This is a genomic window from Pseudomonas sp. 102515, from assembly GCF_031085165.1.
Classification (GTDB): Bacteria; Pseudomonadota; Gammaproteobacteria; order Pseudomonadales; family Pseudomonadaceae; genus Chryseomonas.
Genome location: NZ_JAVHTY010000002.1, coordinates 431,707 through 447,835, shown reverse-complemented (window position 1 = coordinate 447,835; position 16,129 = coordinate 431,707). Strand labels below are relative to the sequence as shown.

Below are 16,129 nucleotides of genomic sequence, written 5' to 3'. Positions count from 1 at the left end.
GATCTCTAGTAGTCGCGTGGCGAATCAAACGGAGAAAGCATCGCTCAGCAGTTTTTCCTGCTGCTCGGCGTGCATGGAGGCATAGCCACAGGCCGGTGCGGCGGACGCATCGCGACCGGCGTATTCCAGACCCAGACCCTGCTTGTACCCGGACACGGCGCGGCGCATGTGATGCTGGCTGCAGTACCAGGCACCCTGGTTCATCGGCTCTTCCTGGCACCAGACCACGCGCTCAAGGTTCGGGTAACCGGCCAGTACCTCGGCCAGATCGTCTTCCGGGAACGGATAGAGTTGCTCCAGACGCACGATGGCGATGTCCTGGCGATTCTCGCTGCGGCGCTTTTCCAGCAGGTCGTAGTAGACCTTGCCGCTGCACAGGACCAGGCGCTTAACCTGCTGGGCATCGATCTGATCCAGCTCGTTGATCACGGTCTGGAACGAACCATGGGCCAGGTCTTCCAGGGTCGAGATGGCCAGCTTGTGACGCAGCAGCGACTTGGGCGTGAGCACCACCAGCGGCTTGCGCAGCGGACGGATCACCTGGCGACGCAGCAGATGGTAGATCTGCGCCGGGGTGGTCGGGACGCAGACCTGGATGTTCTGCTCGGCGCACAGCTGCAGGTAGCGCTCCAGACGGGCCGAGGAGTGCTCCGGACCCTGGCCTTCGTAGCCATGGGGCAGCAGCATGGTCAGACCGCAGAGACGACCCCACTTGATCTCGCCGCTGGTGATGAACTGGTCGATGACGACCTGGGCACCGTTGGCGAAGTCACCGAACTGGGCTTCCCAGACCACCAGCGCATTGGGCGTGGTGGTGGCGTAGCCGTATTCGAAGCCCAGCACCGCTTCCTCGGAGAGGAAGGAGTCGTAGATCTCGAACGACGGCTGATCTTCGGCCAGGTGCTGCAGGGGCACGTAGGGCACCGCATCCTTCTGGTTGTGCAGCACCGCGTGACGGTGGGAGAAGGTGCCACGACCGACGTCTTGACCGGTGATGCGGATCGGATGGCCTTCGTGCAGCAGGGTGGCGTAGGCCATGGTCTCGGCGAAGCCCCAGTTCAGCGGCAGGCCCCCGGCGGTCATCTTCTGCCGATCCTCGAGGATCTTGCCGACCTGACGCTGGACCACGACGCCTTCCGGAACCTGCAGCAGCTTGTTGGCCAGGTCTTGCAGGGTCTTGAGGTCGAAGCCGGTGTCGTGACGCGCGGTCCAGGCGTGGCCGAGGTAGGGTTTCCAGTCGACGAACAGATCGCGATTGGGTTCCTTGACCAGGCTGGCCACCACGTGACGACCCTCGTCGAGGGCGCCGCGATAGGCTTCGAACTGCGCCTGGACCTGCTCGGCGGTGACGACGCCGGCCTGGGTCAGCGCATCGGCGTAGAGGTCGCGGGTGGTGCGCTGCTTGGCGATCTGCTGGTACATCAGCGGCTGGGTGCCGCTCGGCTCGTCGGCCTCGTTGTGGCCGCGACGACGGTAGCACACCAGGTCGATGACGATGTCACGCTTGAACTGCATGCGGTAGTCGACCGCCAGCTGGGTGACGAACAGCACCGCCTCGGGATCGTCGCCGTTCACATGGAAGATCGGCGCCTGGATCATCTTGGCGACGTCGGTGGCGTACTCGGTCGAGCGCGCATCTTCCTGGCGGTTGGTGGTGAAACCCACCTGGTTGTTGATGACGAGGTGCAGGGTGCCGCCGGTTTTGTAGGCCCGGGTCTGCGACATCTGGAAGGTTTCCATGACCACGCCCTGGCCGGCGAAGGCGGCGTCGCCGTGGATGGCAACGGGCACGACCTTGTCGCCGGAGCGATCGCCGCGGCGATCCTGGCGGGCACGCACCGAACCTTCCACCACCGGAGAGACGATCTCCAGGTGCGAGGGGTTGAACGCCAGCGCCAGGTGGACTTCGCCGCCCTGGGTCATGACGTTGGAGGAGAAACCCTGGTGGTACTTGACGTCACCGGAGCCCAACTCGACCAGCTTCTTGCCTTCGAATTCGTCGAACAGATCGCGCGGGTTCTTGCCCAGGGTGTTGACCAGCACGTTCAGACGGCCACGGTGGGCCATGCCGATCACCAGTTCCTTGACCCCATAGGAGCCGGAACGCTGGATGATCTCGTCGATCAGCGGAATCAGGCTCTCGCCCCCTTCCAGGCCGAAACGCTTGGTGCCCGGGTACTTGGTGCCCAGGTACTTTTCCAGGCCCTCGGCGGCGGTCAGACGCTCCAGCAGGTGGGTACGGACTTCCGGGGAATATTGCGGGCGGCCACGGACGCTTTCCAGGCGCTGCAGGAACCAGCGGCGCTCTTCGGAATCGACGATGTGCATGAACTCTGCACCAACCGTGCGGCAATATGTCTCTTGCAGCGCATCCCTGATTTCGCGGAGAGTTGCTTCCTCTTTGCCGATGAACAATTCACCGGTGCGGAAGGTGGTATCCAGATCGGCGTCGGTCAACCCATAGTGGTTGAGCAGCAGATCGGCAGGTGGCTGACGCTTCCACAGACCCAGCGGGTCGAGCTGAGCAGCCTGGTGACCTTGCAGGCGGTATGCCTGGATCAGACGCAGGACTTCGACCTGCTTCTTCTCGTGTTCGGAACTGACGGTACCGGCCGAGACCGGCTGGGCTCGCCGCTGGTTCTTGCCGAGCAGCACGAAATGGTCGCGGATCGCGGAATGCGCGACGTCCGGCGAATTGCCAGTGACCGCAGGCAGCTTCTGGAAGTAGGTGCGCCACTCTTCCGGCACAGCGTTGGCATCGTGCAGAAACAGCTCATAGAGCTCTTCCACATAGGCAGCATTACTGCCGGACAGGTGAGCGCTGTCCCACAGTTGCTGCATCTGACTTTCGTGCATCTAGTTCACCCCTTCGGCAGAGATAGCATCAGCCGATGACCCGTCTCGACGCGAGACCTGGCCTCACTACGGCTGCGCCAATGCCCGGATCATGTTCCGGGTATCCCTGAATGGACATTGGTTGAATCAAGCTATCAAGGTCGCTAACGAACCCGCCCGGCACAACAGGCCGGGCGGGACGTGGATCAGGTACCGCTCTGCAGCAGCATCGCCCGCACATGGCCGATGGCCTTGGTCGGGTTCAGCCCCTTGGGACAAACCGCCACGCAGTTCATGATCGACCGGCAGCGGAACACGCTGAACGGATCGTCCATGGCGGCGAGGCGCTCCTGGGTCTTGGTGTCACGGCTGTCGGCCAGGAAGCGATAGGCCTGCAGCAGCGCAGCGGGGCCGAGGAACTTGTCGGGGTTCCACCAGAAGGACGGGCAGGACGTCGAGCAGCAGGCGCAGAGGATGCACTCGTACAGACCGTCGATCTTCTCGCGGTCTTCCGGGCTCTGCAGGCGCTCGATGGCCGGGGCCGGGGTCTCGTTCTGCAGGAACGGCTTCACCTTCTCGTACTGCTTGTAGAAGATGCTCATGTCGACGACCAAGTCACGGATGACCGGCAGGCCAGGCAGTGGGCGCACGACCAGCTTGTCGTTCTTGACCACGGCCGACAGCGGCGTGATGCATGCCAGGCCGTTCTTGCCGTTGATGTTCATGCCGTCGGAACCGCACACGCCTTCGCGGCAGGAGCGACGGTAGGAGAAGCCTTCATCCTGCTCTTTGATCAGAGCCAGGACGTCCAGCACCATGAGGTCCTTCCCACCGGTATCGACCTGGAACTCCTGCATGGACGGCAGGCCGTCCTGATCCGGGTTGTAACGATAAACGCTGACTTTCAACATGGTGGTCACCTTTAGTAAGTCCGAACCTTGGGTTCGAACATCGGTACGGTCTTGGGCGCGAAGTTGACTCCACGCTTACTGACCCGCTTTTCACCGGGGAAATAGAGGGTGTGGCACAGCCAGTTCTCGTCGTCACGCTCTTCGAAGTCTTCACGGGCGTGAGCGCCGCGGGACTCCTTGCGGTTCTCGGCGGCGATGGCGGTCGCTTCGGCCACTTCCAGCAGGTTCTGCAACTCGAGCGCTTCGATACGGGCGGTGTTGAAGCCCTGGCTCTTGTCGTTGATCTTGACCTTGGCGATACGCTCGCGCAGGTCGGCCAGCTCGGCGATGCCCTTCTGCATGTACTCGCCGGTGCGGAACACCCCGAAGTAGTTCTGCATGCAGGTCTGCAGCTGCTTGCGCAGCGTGGCGACGTCGTCACCCGTGGTCCGCTCATTGACGCCGGACAGGCGCTGCAGCGAGGCTTCCAGGTCGCTTTCCGAAGCACCGCGGTGCTCGATGCCGTCCTTGAGCGCCTTCTCCAGGTGCAGACCGGCCGCCCGACCGAAGACCACCAGGTCCAGCAGCGAGTTACCACCCAGACGGTTGGCGCCGTGCACGGACACGCAGGCCACTTCGCCCACGGCGAACAGGCCTTCGATGATCCTGTCGTTGCCGTTGGCGTCCTGAGTGATGGCCTGACCATGAATGTTGGTGGCGATGCCGCCCATCATATAGTGGCAGGTGGGGATCACGGGCACCGGCGCGACGACCGGGTCGACATGGGCGAAGGTCTTGGACAGTTCGCAGATGCCGGGCAGACGGCTGTGCAGCACGTCTTCACCCAGGTGGTCCAGCTTCAGCAGCACGTGGTCGCCATCCGGACCGCAACCGTTGCCGGCCAGCACTTCCTTGACCATGGAACGGGCGACCACGTCGCGGCCGGCCAGGTCCTTGGCGTTGGGCGCATAGCGCTCCATGAAGCGCTCGCCGTGCTTGTTGATCAGGTAGCCACCCTCACCGCGGCAACCCTCGGTGACCAGCACCCCGGCGCCGGCGATACCGGTGGGGTGGAATTGCCACATCTCGATGTCCTGCACCGGCACGCCGGCGCGCAGCGCCATGCCCACGCCGTCACCGGTGTTGATCAGGGCGTTGGTGGTGGAGGCATAGATACGGCCCGCACCGCCGGTGGCCAGCACGGTGGCCTTGGCCTTGACGTAGACGGTCTCGCCGGTCTCGATGCAGATGGCGATGACCCCGACGATGACGCCGTCCTGGTTCTTGACCAGATCCACGGCGTACCACTCGTTGAGGAACACCGTGTTGTTCTTGAGGTTGCCCTGGTAGAGGGTGTGCAGCAGGGCGTGACCGGTACGGTCGGCCGCGGCGCAGGTCCGCGCGGCCTGGCCGCCCTTGCCGTAGTCCTTGGACTGGCCGCCGAAGGGACGCTGATAGATGCGGCCCTGCTCGGTGCGGGAGAACGGCAGACCCATGTGCTCGAGTTCGAAGACCGCTTCCGGGCCTACGGAACACATGTACTCGATGGCGTCCTGGTCACCGATGTAGTCCGACCCCTTTACGGTGTCGTACATGTGCCAGCGCCAGTCATCGTTCGGGTCGGCCGAGGCGATGGCGCAGGTGATGCCGCCCTGGGCGGACACGGTGTGGGAGCGGGTCGGGAAGACCTTGGTGATCACCGCGGTCTTGTGACCGGACTGGGCCAGTTGCAGCGCTGCGCGCATACCGGCGCCGCCGCCACCTACGATGATGGCATCAAACGAAATATGACGAATCGTGGACATAGATCAAACACCCCAGAAGATCTGCACGCCCCAGACGAAGAACGCGAACATCGCGAACCCGCATACCGCCTGGAAGAGGAAACGCACGGCGGTAGCACCCTTACCGATAGCCATGGTGGTCAGGTAGTCGGTGGAGATGGTCCACATACCAACCCAGGCATGAACGCAGATGGACACCAGGGCCAGCAGGCTGAAGATGCGCATCAGGGTGTGGGAGAACAGGCCGTGCCACTGCTCGAAGGTGAGCCCTGGATGAAGGATCAGATAGCCGATGATAAAGAGGAAGTAGACCGCAAGGACGACTGCCGAGACCCGCTGAGCCATCCAGTCGTAGAGACCGGAACGCGAAAGATTGGTGACGTTGGTTACCATACCCAAACCCCTGCCAGAATGATCAGAACTGCGGAAATGACCAGCACGAGCTGCGCACCCAGCTTGCCGCCCTGCAGGGTTTCGCCGGCGCCACCATCCATGATCAGGTGCCGAATGCCGGCGACCAGGTGGTAGAGCAATGCAGACAGCAGACCCCAGATCACGAGCTTGACCAGCGGATAGGCCAGAAAAGCTTTCACTTGGCCGAAGCCTTCCGGACTGCCCAGCGACAGGTGCAGGCCATAAAGCATGACTGCGATGCCGAGGAACAGGACGACGCCGGAGATACGGTGAAGAATCGAGGTATAAGCTGTGATAGGTAGTTTGATGGTCCTGAGATCTAGGTTTACAGGTCGTTTGCTATTCACGGCTTCTTTCACACTGAGGGCCCAATTGCGGTCGGGCTAGTTATAGGAGATTCCACATCTGCTACACGCTTCCTGTTGGAAACGTCTCGACCGCTCGGCATCAGCTCGCCGACCCGGTACGGTCGGGCGAGAATTATAGACAGTTAGCCTACTCATGACAAACGTGGATGCCCGATTCCGACGTCGCCAGCTGATATTCAGAAGCCTGCGTGTTAATGTCTTTTCGCCGCACAATCCGCCCAGAAAGCGCCTCTAGGGTGATATTTTCGTAAATTGACTTTCAAATTTATCCCTCTATAGTGGGCGAGGCCCTGAGTGGAGGGTTTATTGATGATTTCAAAGCAAAATAAGGAGGCCTAATGGCTGACAAGAAAGCGCAGTTGATCATCTCGGGAGCGGATCCGGTTGACCTGCCCGTTATGTCCGGCACCCTTGGCCCGGACGTGATCGATGTTCGCAACCTCACCTCCACTGGTGTGTTCACCTTTGACCCGGGCTTCATGTCCACCGCCTCGTGCGAGTCCAAGATCACCTATATCGATGGTGACAAGGGCATCCTGCTGCACCGGGGCTACCCGATCGAGCAACTGGCGGAGAAATCCGACTATCTCGAAACCTGTTACCTGCTGCTCAAGGGTGAATTGCCGAACGCGCAAGAAAAGGCGCAGTTCGTTGACACCATCAAGAACCACACCATGGTTCACGAGCAACTGAAGAACTTCTTCAACGGCTTCCGTCGCGATGCGCACCCCATGGCCATCATGTGCGGCGTGGTCGGCGCCCTGTCGGCTTTCTACCACGACTCCCTGGACATCACCGATCCGCAGCACCGCGAGATTTCGGCGATGCGCCTGATCGCCAAGATGCCGACCCTGGCAGCCATGGTGCACAAGTACTCCATGGGTCAGCCGATGATGTATCCCCGCAACAACCTGGGATACGCGGAGAACTTCCTGCACATGATGTTCAACACCCCGTGCGAGGAAAAACCGATCAGCCCGGTGCTGGCCCGCGCCATGGATCGCATCTTCATCCTGCATGCCGACCACGAGCAGAACGCCTCCACCTCCACCGTCCGCCTGGCCGGCTCCTCGGGCGCCAACCCCTTCGCCTGTATCGCTGCCGGTATCGCCGCCCTCTGGGGCCCGGCGCACGGCGGTGCCAACGAAGCGGTACTGAAGATGCTGGACGAGATCGGCGATGTCGCCAACATCGACAAGTTCGTGGCCAAGGCCAAGGACAAGAACGATCCGTTCAAGCTGATGGGCTTCGGCCACCGCGTGTACAAGAACTTCGATCCGCGCGCCACGGTGATGAAGCAGACCTGCGACGAAGTCCTGGCCGAGCTCGGCATCAACGATCCGCAGCTGGAACTGGCCATGCGCCTCGAAGAACTGGCCCGCAAGGACCCCTACTTCGTCGAGCGCAACCTCTACCCGAACGTGGACTTCTACTCCGGCATCATCCTCAAGGCGATCGGCATCCCGACCAGCATGTTCACCGTGATCTTCGCCATGGCGCGGACCGTCGGCTGGATCTCGCACTGGCAGGAAATGCTGTCCGGCCCCTACAAGATCGGCCGGCCGCGTCAGCTGTACACCGGCGTCGCCCAACGCGACATCCCGAACGATCGCGGCTGATCGATCGGCAAGACAGAACCCCGCTCCGGCGGGGTTTTTTATGCGTGCAGCGCCTGGACCGAAGGTTCACTCCCAGAACGCCAGGCATGAAAAAGCCCGCACTAGGCGGGCTTTTTGGAGTCTGGATCAGGCAGCTTACTTGGCCTGAGCTTCGACTTCGGCTTCTACGCGACGGTTGACAGCGCGACCGGCTTCGGTGGCGTTGTCAGCAACCGGGCGGGATTCGCCGTAACCAACAGCGTTCACGCGGTTGCCTTGCACGCCGTACTGGTTGACCAGGACGTTACGCACGGCGTTGGCACGACGCTCGGACAGCTTCTGGTTGTAGGCGTCGGTGCCGACGGAGTCGGTGTGGCCTTCAACGGTGGTCGAGGTCTGCGGGTACTGCTGCATGAAATCAGCCAGGTTCTTGATGTCGGCGTAGCTGTTGGGCTTGACCACGGCCTTGTCGAAATCGAATTTCACGTCCAGCTCGACGCGAACGGTTTCGGCGGCAGCCGGGCAGCCGGTAGCGTCAACGGTGACGTTGGCCGGGGTGTTCGGGCACTTGTCGACGTTGTCGCAGACGCCATCGTTGTCGGAATCGGTGCAGACGTCAGCAACGGGGGCCGGAGCCGGAGCCGGAGCGACTTCTTTCTTGGTGGAACCACCGAAGTTCAGACCAACACCTACAGCAGCGCTCCACTCGGTGTCGCCGTAGTCGATGTTGTAGTTAGCTTGCACGCCGGTACGGGCATACAGGTTCTCGGTGAAGTAGTACTTCAGGCCGGCACCCAGGTTGGCGTAGGTGGAGTGATCACGACCACCTTCGTTGATGTCGCGGTTGCTGATGGACTGGTGAGCGAAGCCACCGGACACGTACGGACGCAGGCCGACGCCGGGCTGACCGAAGTGGTAGTAGGCATCCAGAGCGGCCAGGCTGCCCTTGATGTTCTTGTGGCCCAGATCGTGGTCGCCACGGGCGTTGTGGTACTCACCGTAGGACAACGCCAGCTCAACGTCGTCGGTCAGGAAGTAGCCAACGGAACCGCCGTACAGGTCAGCGTTGGTCATGTTGCGCTGGCTGTCGGTGAACAGACGGCTGCCGAACAGCTCGGTCTCGACGGCGCCTTGACCTTGTGCCAGGGCGCTCAGCGAGGCGCTTGCCAGCAGGGAGCCGATAACGACGCCCAAGGTGCTCTTCAGTTTCATCCTTTGTATCCCCATTTTAGTGGTACTAATTCCGGCAATCTCCGGAGGCTTCGACAACAAGTTTTCGTGAAGTTCAAAAACTTACGGCTGACACATCCGGTCAGCCCTCGACTTCAGCTGCGAACTTGTCACGCAGTTTGTCGAGTGCCCGCTTGTACCGCATCTTGGTGGCGCTGAGGCCCATGTGCATGATGTCGGCGATCTCCTGGAACTCCAGCTCTGCGACGAAGCGCAGCACCAGGATCTCCCGATCGACCTGACCCACGTGGACCAGCCAGCGATCCATCCCTCCCTTCTCTTCCAGCTTCGGCGCCCGTTCCTCGGAGGCTTCCTCCATCGGATCGAGACTTAATGCCTCCACCAGCCGCCGCTTGCGGCGTTCCTTGCGGTACTGAGTGATGCACTCGTTGTAGGTGATGCTGTACAGCCAGGTCTTGAATTTCGATTTACCCTCGAAATTCTTCAAACCGTAAAGCACCTTCAGCATGATCTCCTGGCAGACATCGTCTGCATCCCGGTCGTTCCCCAGGTAGCGGGCACAGACGTTGAACAGGGTGCGCTGATAACGGCGCATCAGTTCTTCGTAGGCTCGCGTCACGTGGAAGAGTTCACCATGCGCGCGCTGGACCAGCTCCTCATCACTGAGCGTAGTCGGGTCGTAGGCATGAGGGGCAGGCTTGTTCAAGACGGAGTTGGCTACCAAAAAGTGGCGGGCATGATAGCCATCTCCGCGTCGCCTGTCAGCGGCTGCGCACCTGAGCCTCCAGCAATAGACGGTTCGGAACCGAAACGATATCGCCTTCTTCGGTCATGATGAGGGTCTTGGCGGTCCCGATTTCCTCGATCTCGCCTTCGACGTCCGCCAGGGTCACCCACTGGCCGACTTCATAGAGTTCGCGCACATAGATGCCGGCCAGAATCTGCGACACCAGCCCCCGGCTGCCCAGCCCCAGGGCCAGGGCTGCGGCCAGGGCAAAGGCGGTGAGCACGATGGCGATGACCAGGTTCAGCAGTTCGGTCTTGATCTCCAGCTGACCGACCGCGACCGAAATCGAAATGATGATGACCAGCCCCTGGGCCAGGCGCCCCAGCCCCGCGGCGTAGTCCAGGCCGACACCTTCGGCGGCGCCGTGGACCAGGCCACTGACCAGTTGCGCCAGCAGCACGCCAACGATGAGCACCAGGGCGGCGCCAAAGATCTTGGGTACATAGAGCGCCATGACGTCCAGGGTGGAGGACACGCGCTGCAGGCCCAGGGATTCGGCGGCCGAGACCAGGAACACCAGCAGGACGAACCAGTAGACGATCCGGCCGATCAGGGTGGTGACCGGGATGCGGATGCCGATCTTGGCCAGCTGCTTGGTCACCCCGGCACCGGCAAGGATGCGATCCAGGCCGAGTTTGGCGAGCACCTTCGACAGCACGGTGTCGAGAATCTTGGCGACGGCGAAGCCGGCGAGGATCACCACGAGGGCGCCGAAGACGTTGGGAATGAAACCGGCCACCTTGCTCCACAGGGTGGTCATGGCGGACAGCAGACTCTGGGTCCAGATATCGAATTCCATCTACTTCAGGATCTCCGGGGAAGATTCGCTACGCCGGGTGCGACGTGAGCGCGGCTTCAGATGAGGGGCACCGTTGCCCAGCGCCAGCAGCAGCACCGATACCCAGTGCCGCCCGATCAGATCGAACAGCGCACCCGCGCCCACCTGGCGGTTGGCGGTCTTGAGCACCCGGTGCAATCGCGCCTGGTCATCGCCCTCCTCGTCCTGAGCATCGGCCGGGGTATTGAGGAGCGCCTTGAGGGACGCTTCGAAAGGATCGTGCATAGGCACCTCGCTGGTCGTTTCCTCTTGACGCAACGAGGTGGAGGCGGGTCACAGCCAGCGCAGTCGGCGAAACAGCCAGACCTGGAAGATCGACACCGCGGCGATCAGCAGGCAGGCGGCCACGAAGCCGAAGGGAGACGACGAACCCGGCAGGCCGCCCATGTTCATCCCCAGCAGACCAGTGATGAAGCTGATGGGCAGGAAGAAGCCGGTGATGATGGCCAGCAGATAGAGGGTGCGATTGGTCTTTTCCGTGGTCGCCCGCTGTTCGGCGTCCTGCAGCAGCGCCACCCGCTCGCGCATCACCTCGAGCTCTTCCAGGTTGCGCACCAGGCTGTTGTGCAATTCGCTCCAGTAACCCTGACTCGCCGCCTCGACGAACCAGGCGGGCTTGCCACGGGCCAGATCGCCATAGATGTCGCGCTGCGGGGCCAGATAGCGGCGCAGCCCGGTCGCGCGGCGCCTGAGCGTGAGCACCTGGGCATGGTCGGGCAGGCTGTTCTCGTCCTGGTCGACCTGCTCTTCGAGGCCATCGAGCTGATCGGACAGGCCGCGCACCAGATCATCGACCCGGCTGGTCATGTAGCTCGCGAGGTAGAGCACCAGTTCCTCGGCGCTCTGGGCGCCGATGCCCGCTTCCAGGTCTTCCTGGACCTCGGCAGCGGCCTTCATGGGCCTCATGCGCAGGGAAATCACCCGGCGTTTGTCGACGAACACCCGCAGCGACACCATGTCCTCGGGCACGGCGCCGGGATTGAGATTCACCCCGCGCAGGAACAGCAGCAGGCTGTCGTCAGGCTGATTGACCAGGCGCGGGCGGGTCGCCTCCTCCAGCAGCAGGTCGCAGGCGAATTCGCTCAGGCCGCTGGATTGCCGGAGCCAGGCCTGGGCTTCGGGAACGCTGCGATCCCAGTGCAGCCAGAGCACCTCGCCGGGGCTCGGCTCGGCCTCGGCCAGCTCCCGGCGGCTCAGGCGTCTTCCGCCACCACGGCCATCGAGGAGATAGCCATAGATCAGGCCCTGTTCCACATCGCTGTCGTACTGCTGCATCTGACGTCTCTTGCAGGGATCGCGACCGCTCCGGGTCAGGCGATCCGGCGAAGGTGGCCCTGGACAGGGCGCAGGCGCCACCTTCGTGGGGGAATGAGAGAATTAATCCTGGAAAGGCCCACCCCGCCCTTGCCAGGCGGGGTGAGCCCTGGGATCAGGCGTTGCCTTCAGCCAGGAAGAACCAGGTGTCGAGCACGGAGTCGGGGTTGAGCGAGACGCTCTCGATGCCCTGCTCCATCAGCCACTTGGCCAGGTCCGGGTGGTCCGAGGGGCCCTGACCGCAGATACCGATGTACTTGCCGGCCCGGTTGCAGGCGGCGATGGCATTGGCCAGGAGCTTCTTGACCGCCGGATTCCGCTCGTCGAACAGGTGGGCGATGATGCCGGAGTCACGATCCAGGCCAAGGGTGAGCTGGGTCAGGTCGTTGGAGCCGATGGAAAAGCCGTCGAAGTGCTCGAGGAACTCGTCCGCCAGCAGGGCGTTGGAAGGCAGCTCGCACATCATGATCACGCGCAGGTCGTTCTCGCCGCGCTTGAGGCCGTTCTCGCCGAGCAGCTCGACCACGCGCGCCGCCTCGTCCAGCGTGCGCACGAAGGGCACCATGAGCTCGACGTTGGTCAGGCCCATCTCTTCGCGGACCTTCTTCATGGCGCGGCATTCCAGCTCGAAGCAGTCGCGGAAGTTCTCGCTGATGTAGCGGGAGGCGCCGCGGAAGCCCAGCATGGGGTTCTCTTCCTCGGGTTCGTAGAGCTTGCCGCCGATGAGGTTGGCGTACTCGTTGGACTTGAAGTCCGACAGGCGCACGATGACCTTTTTCGGCCAGAAGGCGGCGGCCAGGGTGGACACCCCTTCCACCAGCTTCTCGACATAGAAGCCGACCGGATCCGAGTAGCCGGCGATGCGCTTGTCGACGCTTTCCTTCACCTCGAAGGGCAGGCTGTCGTAGTTCAGCAGCGCCTTGGGGTGCACGCCGATCATGCGATTGATGATGAATTCGAGGCGCGCCAGACCCACGCCGGCGTTGGGCAGCTGGGCGAAATCGAAGGCGCGATCGGGGTTGCCGACGTTCATCATGATCTTGAATGGCAACTCGGGCATGGCATCCACCGAGCTCTTGCGGATGTCGAAGTCCAGCTCACCTTCGTAGATCAGGCCGGTATCGCCTTCGGCGCAGGAGACGGTGACGGTCTGGCCGTCCTTGAGCAGGCTGGTGGCGTTGCCGCAGCCGACCACGGCCGGGATGCCCAGCTCGCGGGCGATGATGGCGGCGTGGCAGGTACGCCCGCCACGGTTGGTGACGATGGCGCTGGCGCGCTTCATCACCGGCTCCCAGTCGGGATCGGTCATGTCCGAGACCAGGACATCGCCGGGCTGGACGCGGTCCATCTCGCTGACGTCGCGGATGATCTTGACCTTGCCGGCGCCGATGCGCTGGCCGATGGCACGGCCTTCCACCAGCACCTGGCCCTTGTCCTTGAGCAGGTAGCGCTCCATGACGGTGGCGCTGGCCCGGCTCTTCACCGTTTCGGGGCGGGCCTGGACGATGTAGAGCTTGCCGTCGTCACCGTCCTTGGCCCATTCGATGTCCATCGGGCGACCATAGTGGCGCTCGATGATCAGCGCCTGCTTGGCCAGTTCGGTGACCTCGGCGTCGGTGATGGAGAAGCGCGCGCGATCCGCCGGTTCGACATCGACGGTGCGGACGGAGCGACCGGCCCTGGCTTCTTCGCCGTAGACCATCTTGATCGCCTTGCTGCCCAGGTTGCGTCTGAGGATGGCCGGGCGACCGGCTTCCAGGGTGGGCTTGTGGACATAGAATTCGTCCGGGTTCACCGCGCCCTGCACCACCGTCTCGCCGAGACCGTAGGCGGCGGTGACGAAGACCGCATCGCGGAAGCCGGATTCGGTATCCAGGGTGAAGAGCACGCCGGCGGCGCCGGTTTCCGAACGCACCATGCGCTGCACACCGGCGGACAGGGCGACCAGCTTGTGATCGAAGCCCTGGTGGACACGGTAGGCGATGGCGCGATCATTGAAGAGGGAGGCGAAGACTTCCTTGGCCGCGCGAATGACGTTGTCGACGCCGCGGATATTGAGGAAGGTTTCCTGCTGGCCGGCAAAGGAGGCATCCGGCAGGTCTTCGGCGGTCGCCGAGGAGCGCACGGCCACGGCGAGATTGGGGTTGCCGGCCGAGATCTCGGCGAAGGCCCGGCGAATCTCGGCGTCCAGGCGCTCGGGGAAAGGTGCGTCCAGGACCCACTGGCGGATCTGGGCGCCGGTCTTGGCCAGGGCGACGACGTCGTCGACATCCAGGGCGTCGAGGGCGGCGTGGATACGCTCGTTCAGCCCACTCTGCTCAAGGAAATCGCGATAGGCCTGAGCCGTGGTGGCGAACCCGCCCGGCACGGACACGCCCGCGTTGGCCAGGTTGGCGATCATCTCGCCGAGAGATGCGTTCTTGCCGCCCACGCGCTCGACGTCGTGCACGCCAAGCTGCTCCAGTGAAATTACATACTCGTCCAAGGTCTTCTCTCCATCTTGTGTCTTTGTGGGAAAGCAGTACGCCTCGGCGCCCGCCCCATGGACAGTGGACGGCGGTAGGTTACAGTGCAGCGATCCCTGCCCCGTACGCCACCAGGACGTCCCTCCATGCAACGAACCGCCTTTTTCATTTCCGACGGTACCGGCATCACGGCCGAAACCCTCGGTCAGAGCCTCCTGGCCCAGTTCGGGGACATCACCTTCAGAAAGGTCACCCGCCCCTACGTGGATACGCTGGACAAGGCCAGGGCGATGGTACAGCAGATCAATGCCGCCGCCGTCCAGGACGGTGCGCGACCCATCATCTTCGATACCATCGTCAACCGTGACATCCGGGCCATTCTGGACCAGTCGAACGGGTTCATGATCGACATCTTCTCCACGTTTTTATCCCCGCTCGAACGGGAACTTTCCGCCGAATCTTCGTATTCGGTAGGGAAGTCACATTCGATCATGCACAACAGTCATTACATGGAGCGCATCGAGGCCGTCAATTTCGCACTCGAAAACGACGACGGCGCCCGCACGACCCACTATGCGCAGGCCGATCTGATCCTGGTGGGGGTGTCGCGCTGCGGCAAGACGCCGACCTGCCTCTACATGGCGCTGCAATACGGCATTCGCGCGGCGAACTATCCGCTGACCGAAGAGGACATGGAGCGCCTGCAACTGCCCGCCTCGCTGAAGACCTACAAGGACAAACTGTTCGGCCTGACCATCGACGCCGAGCGCCTGGCGGCGATCCGCCACGAGCGTCGGCCCAACAGTCGCTATGCGAGTTTCGCCCAGTGCGAATTCGAATTGCGCGAGGTGGAGAGTCTGTTCCGCCGCGAGAACATCCCCTTCATCAACACCACGCATTTTTCCGTGGAGGAAATCTCGGCGAAGATTCTGGTGGAGAAAGGCGTGGAAAGACGGTTTAAATAGCCGACCACCCGTCCTCTTCGGCGCCTTCGCGGCGCACCAGGCGACCGCCATGAACCTCGTCGATGCCCTGCTGTTCTTTCCGGTCGCCCTGCTCATCGCCCTGACCCCCGGCCCCAACAACTTCTGCTCGCTCGGCAATGGCATCCGCCATGGCGCGGTGACGGCGGGACTGGCGGCCCTGGGGCGAGATGCGGCCTTCGTGATCTTCCTGGTGATCTCGGCGGTGGGCCTGGGCGCCATGCTGCTGGCTTCGGAGACGGCCTTCACCGTCATCAAGTGGATCGGCGCGCTCTACCTGCTCTACCTCGGCGTGAAGAGCTGGCGCAGCCGCGCCTTCGACGGCCTGGATCTGACCGAGAGCGGTGCAGCGCAACCGCGCGCCCTGCACCGGCTGATGCTGCAGGAATTCCTCATCGGCATCAGCAATCCCAAGGCGATCCTGCTGTTCGCCGCGGTCTTTCCGCAGTTCATCGACCCCACCCAGCCGACGACCCAGCAGTTCGTCTACCTGGGGGGCACCCATCTGTTCGCGGAAATGGTCGCGGCCTTCATCTACGGCCTATTCGGCCGGCAGATCCGCCGCTTCATCCGCGGACCCCGCGGCGTGCGCCGCCTCAACCAGGCCACCGGGGCCTTCTTCGCTGGCGCAGGCGGTCTGTTGCTGACCGCCCACCGCTGAT

Annotated in this window: 14 protein-coding genes; 3 read left to right on the top strand and 11 right to left on the bottom strand. The window is 62.8% G+C overall.

The genetic code is table 11. The annotated features are described in order from the left end of the window. Positions 1 to 24: 24 nt before the first annotated feature. The 5 genes from RCF34_RS09030 to sdhC form a co-directional block, all read right to left on the bottom strand. Positions 25 to 2,856, bottom strand: a complete 2,832-nt coding sequence (locus tag RCF34_RS09030; protein WP_308707866.1) for a 2-oxoglutarate dehydrogenase E1 component — start codon at positions 2,854 to 2,856, stop codon at positions 25 to 27. Between the two features lie 185 nt (positions 2,857 to 3,041). Then, on the bottom strand, positions 3,042 to 3,746 hold the full coding sequence (locus RCF34_RS09025) for a succinate dehydrogenase iron-sulfur subunit (protein WP_007159253.1): 705 nt from the start codon (positions 3,744 to 3,746) through the stop codon (positions 3,042 to 3,044). 11 nt (positions 3,747 to 3,757) lie between these two features. Next, on the bottom strand, positions 3,758 to 5,530 hold the full coding sequence (sdhA, locus tag RCF34_RS09020; protein ID WP_133859675.1) for a succinate dehydrogenase flavoprotein subunit: 1,773 nt from the start codon (positions 5,528 to 5,530) through the stop codon (positions 3,758 to 3,760). A 3-nt stretch (positions 5,531 to 5,533) separates the two neighbouring features. Further along, positions 5,534 to 5,902, bottom strand: coding sequence for a succinate dehydrogenase, hydrophobic membrane anchor protein (sdhD, locus tag RCF34_RS09015; protein ID WP_027596955.1), 369 nt, complete (start codon positions 5,900 to 5,902; stop codon positions 5,534 to 5,536). Beyond that, on the bottom strand, positions 5,896 to 6,282 hold the full coding sequence (gene sdhC, locus RCF34_RS09010; protein WP_308707865.1) for a succinate dehydrogenase, cytochrome b556 subunit: 387 nt from the start codon (positions 6,280 to 6,282) through the stop codon (positions 5,896 to 5,898). Before sdhC ends, sdhD begins: the two co-directional genes overlap by 7 nt. A 347-nt stretch (positions 6,283 to 6,629) precedes the next feature. Here sdhC and gltA point away from each other — a divergent pair, with 347 nt between their 5' ends. Beyond that, positions 6,630 to 7,910, top strand: a complete 1,281-nt coding sequence (gltA, locus tag RCF34_RS09005; RefSeq protein WP_308707864.1) for a citrate synthase — start codon at positions 6,630 to 6,632, stop codon at positions 7,908 to 7,910. 135 nt (positions 7,911 to 8,045) lie between these two features. Here the strand turns inward: gltA and RCF34_RS09000 are convergent, their stop codons facing one another. The 6 genes from RCF34_RS09000 to ppsA form a co-directional block, all read right to left on the bottom strand. Continuing rightward, positions 8,046 to 9,101, bottom strand: coding sequence for an OmpA family protein (locus RCF34_RS09000; RefSeq protein WP_308707863.1), 1,056 nt, complete (start codon positions 9,099 to 9,101; stop codon positions 8,046 to 8,048). Positions 9,102 to 9,201: 100 nt separating this feature from the next. After that, positions 9,202 to 9,786: an RNA polymerase sigma factor SigX gene (gene sigX / locus RCF34_RS08995; protein ID WP_007159259.1), complete on the bottom strand. Its 585-nt coding sequence runs from the start codon at positions 9,784 to 9,786 to the stop codon at positions 9,202 to 9,204. Positions 9,787 to 9,841: 55 nt separating this feature from the next. After that, positions 9,842 to 10,666: a mechanosensitive ion channel domain-containing protein gene (locus tag RCF34_RS08990; protein WP_158895487.1), complete on the bottom strand. Its 825-nt coding sequence runs from the start codon at positions 10,664 to 10,666 to the stop codon at positions 9,842 to 9,844. Continuing rightward, positions 10,667 to 10,930 (bottom strand): CrfX protein, encoded by a 264-nt coding sequence (locus tag RCF34_RS08985; RefSeq protein WP_308707862.1) that lies wholly within the window; start codon positions 10,928 to 10,930, stop codon positions 10,667 to 10,669. A gap of 48 nt (positions 10,931 to 10,978) precedes the next feature. Beyond that, positions 10,979 to 11,980 (bottom strand): zinc transporter ZntB, encoded by a 1,002-nt coding sequence (locus tag RCF34_RS08980; protein ID WP_273861218.1) that lies wholly within the window; start codon positions 11,978 to 11,980, stop codon positions 10,979 to 10,981. 154 nt (positions 11,981 to 12,134) lie between these two features. Continuing rightward, complete coding sequence (gene ppsA / locus RCF34_RS08975) at positions 12,135 to 14,504, bottom strand: phosphoenolpyruvate synthase (RefSeq protein WP_308707861.1); 2,370 nt, start codon at positions 14,502 to 14,504, stop codon at positions 12,135 to 12,137. Positions 14,505 to 14,630: 126 nt separating this feature from the next. Here ppsA and RCF34_RS08970 point away from each other — a divergent pair, with 126 nt between their 5' ends. Both RCF34_RS08970 and RCF34_RS08965 read left to right on the top strand, forming a co-directional pair. Continuing rightward, positions 14,631 to 15,449, top strand: coding sequence for a pyruvate, water dikinase regulatory protein (locus RCF34_RS08970; protein WP_308707860.1), 819 nt, complete (start codon positions 14,631 to 14,633; stop codon positions 15,447 to 15,449). A 49-nt stretch (positions 15,450 to 15,498) separates the two neighbouring features. After that, complete coding sequence (locus tag RCF34_RS08965; RefSeq protein WP_308707859.1) at positions 15,499 to 16,128, top strand: LysE family transporter; 630 nt, start codon at positions 15,499 to 15,501, stop codon at positions 16,126 to 16,128. The last annotated feature ends 1 nt before the right edge of the window (position 16,129 follow it).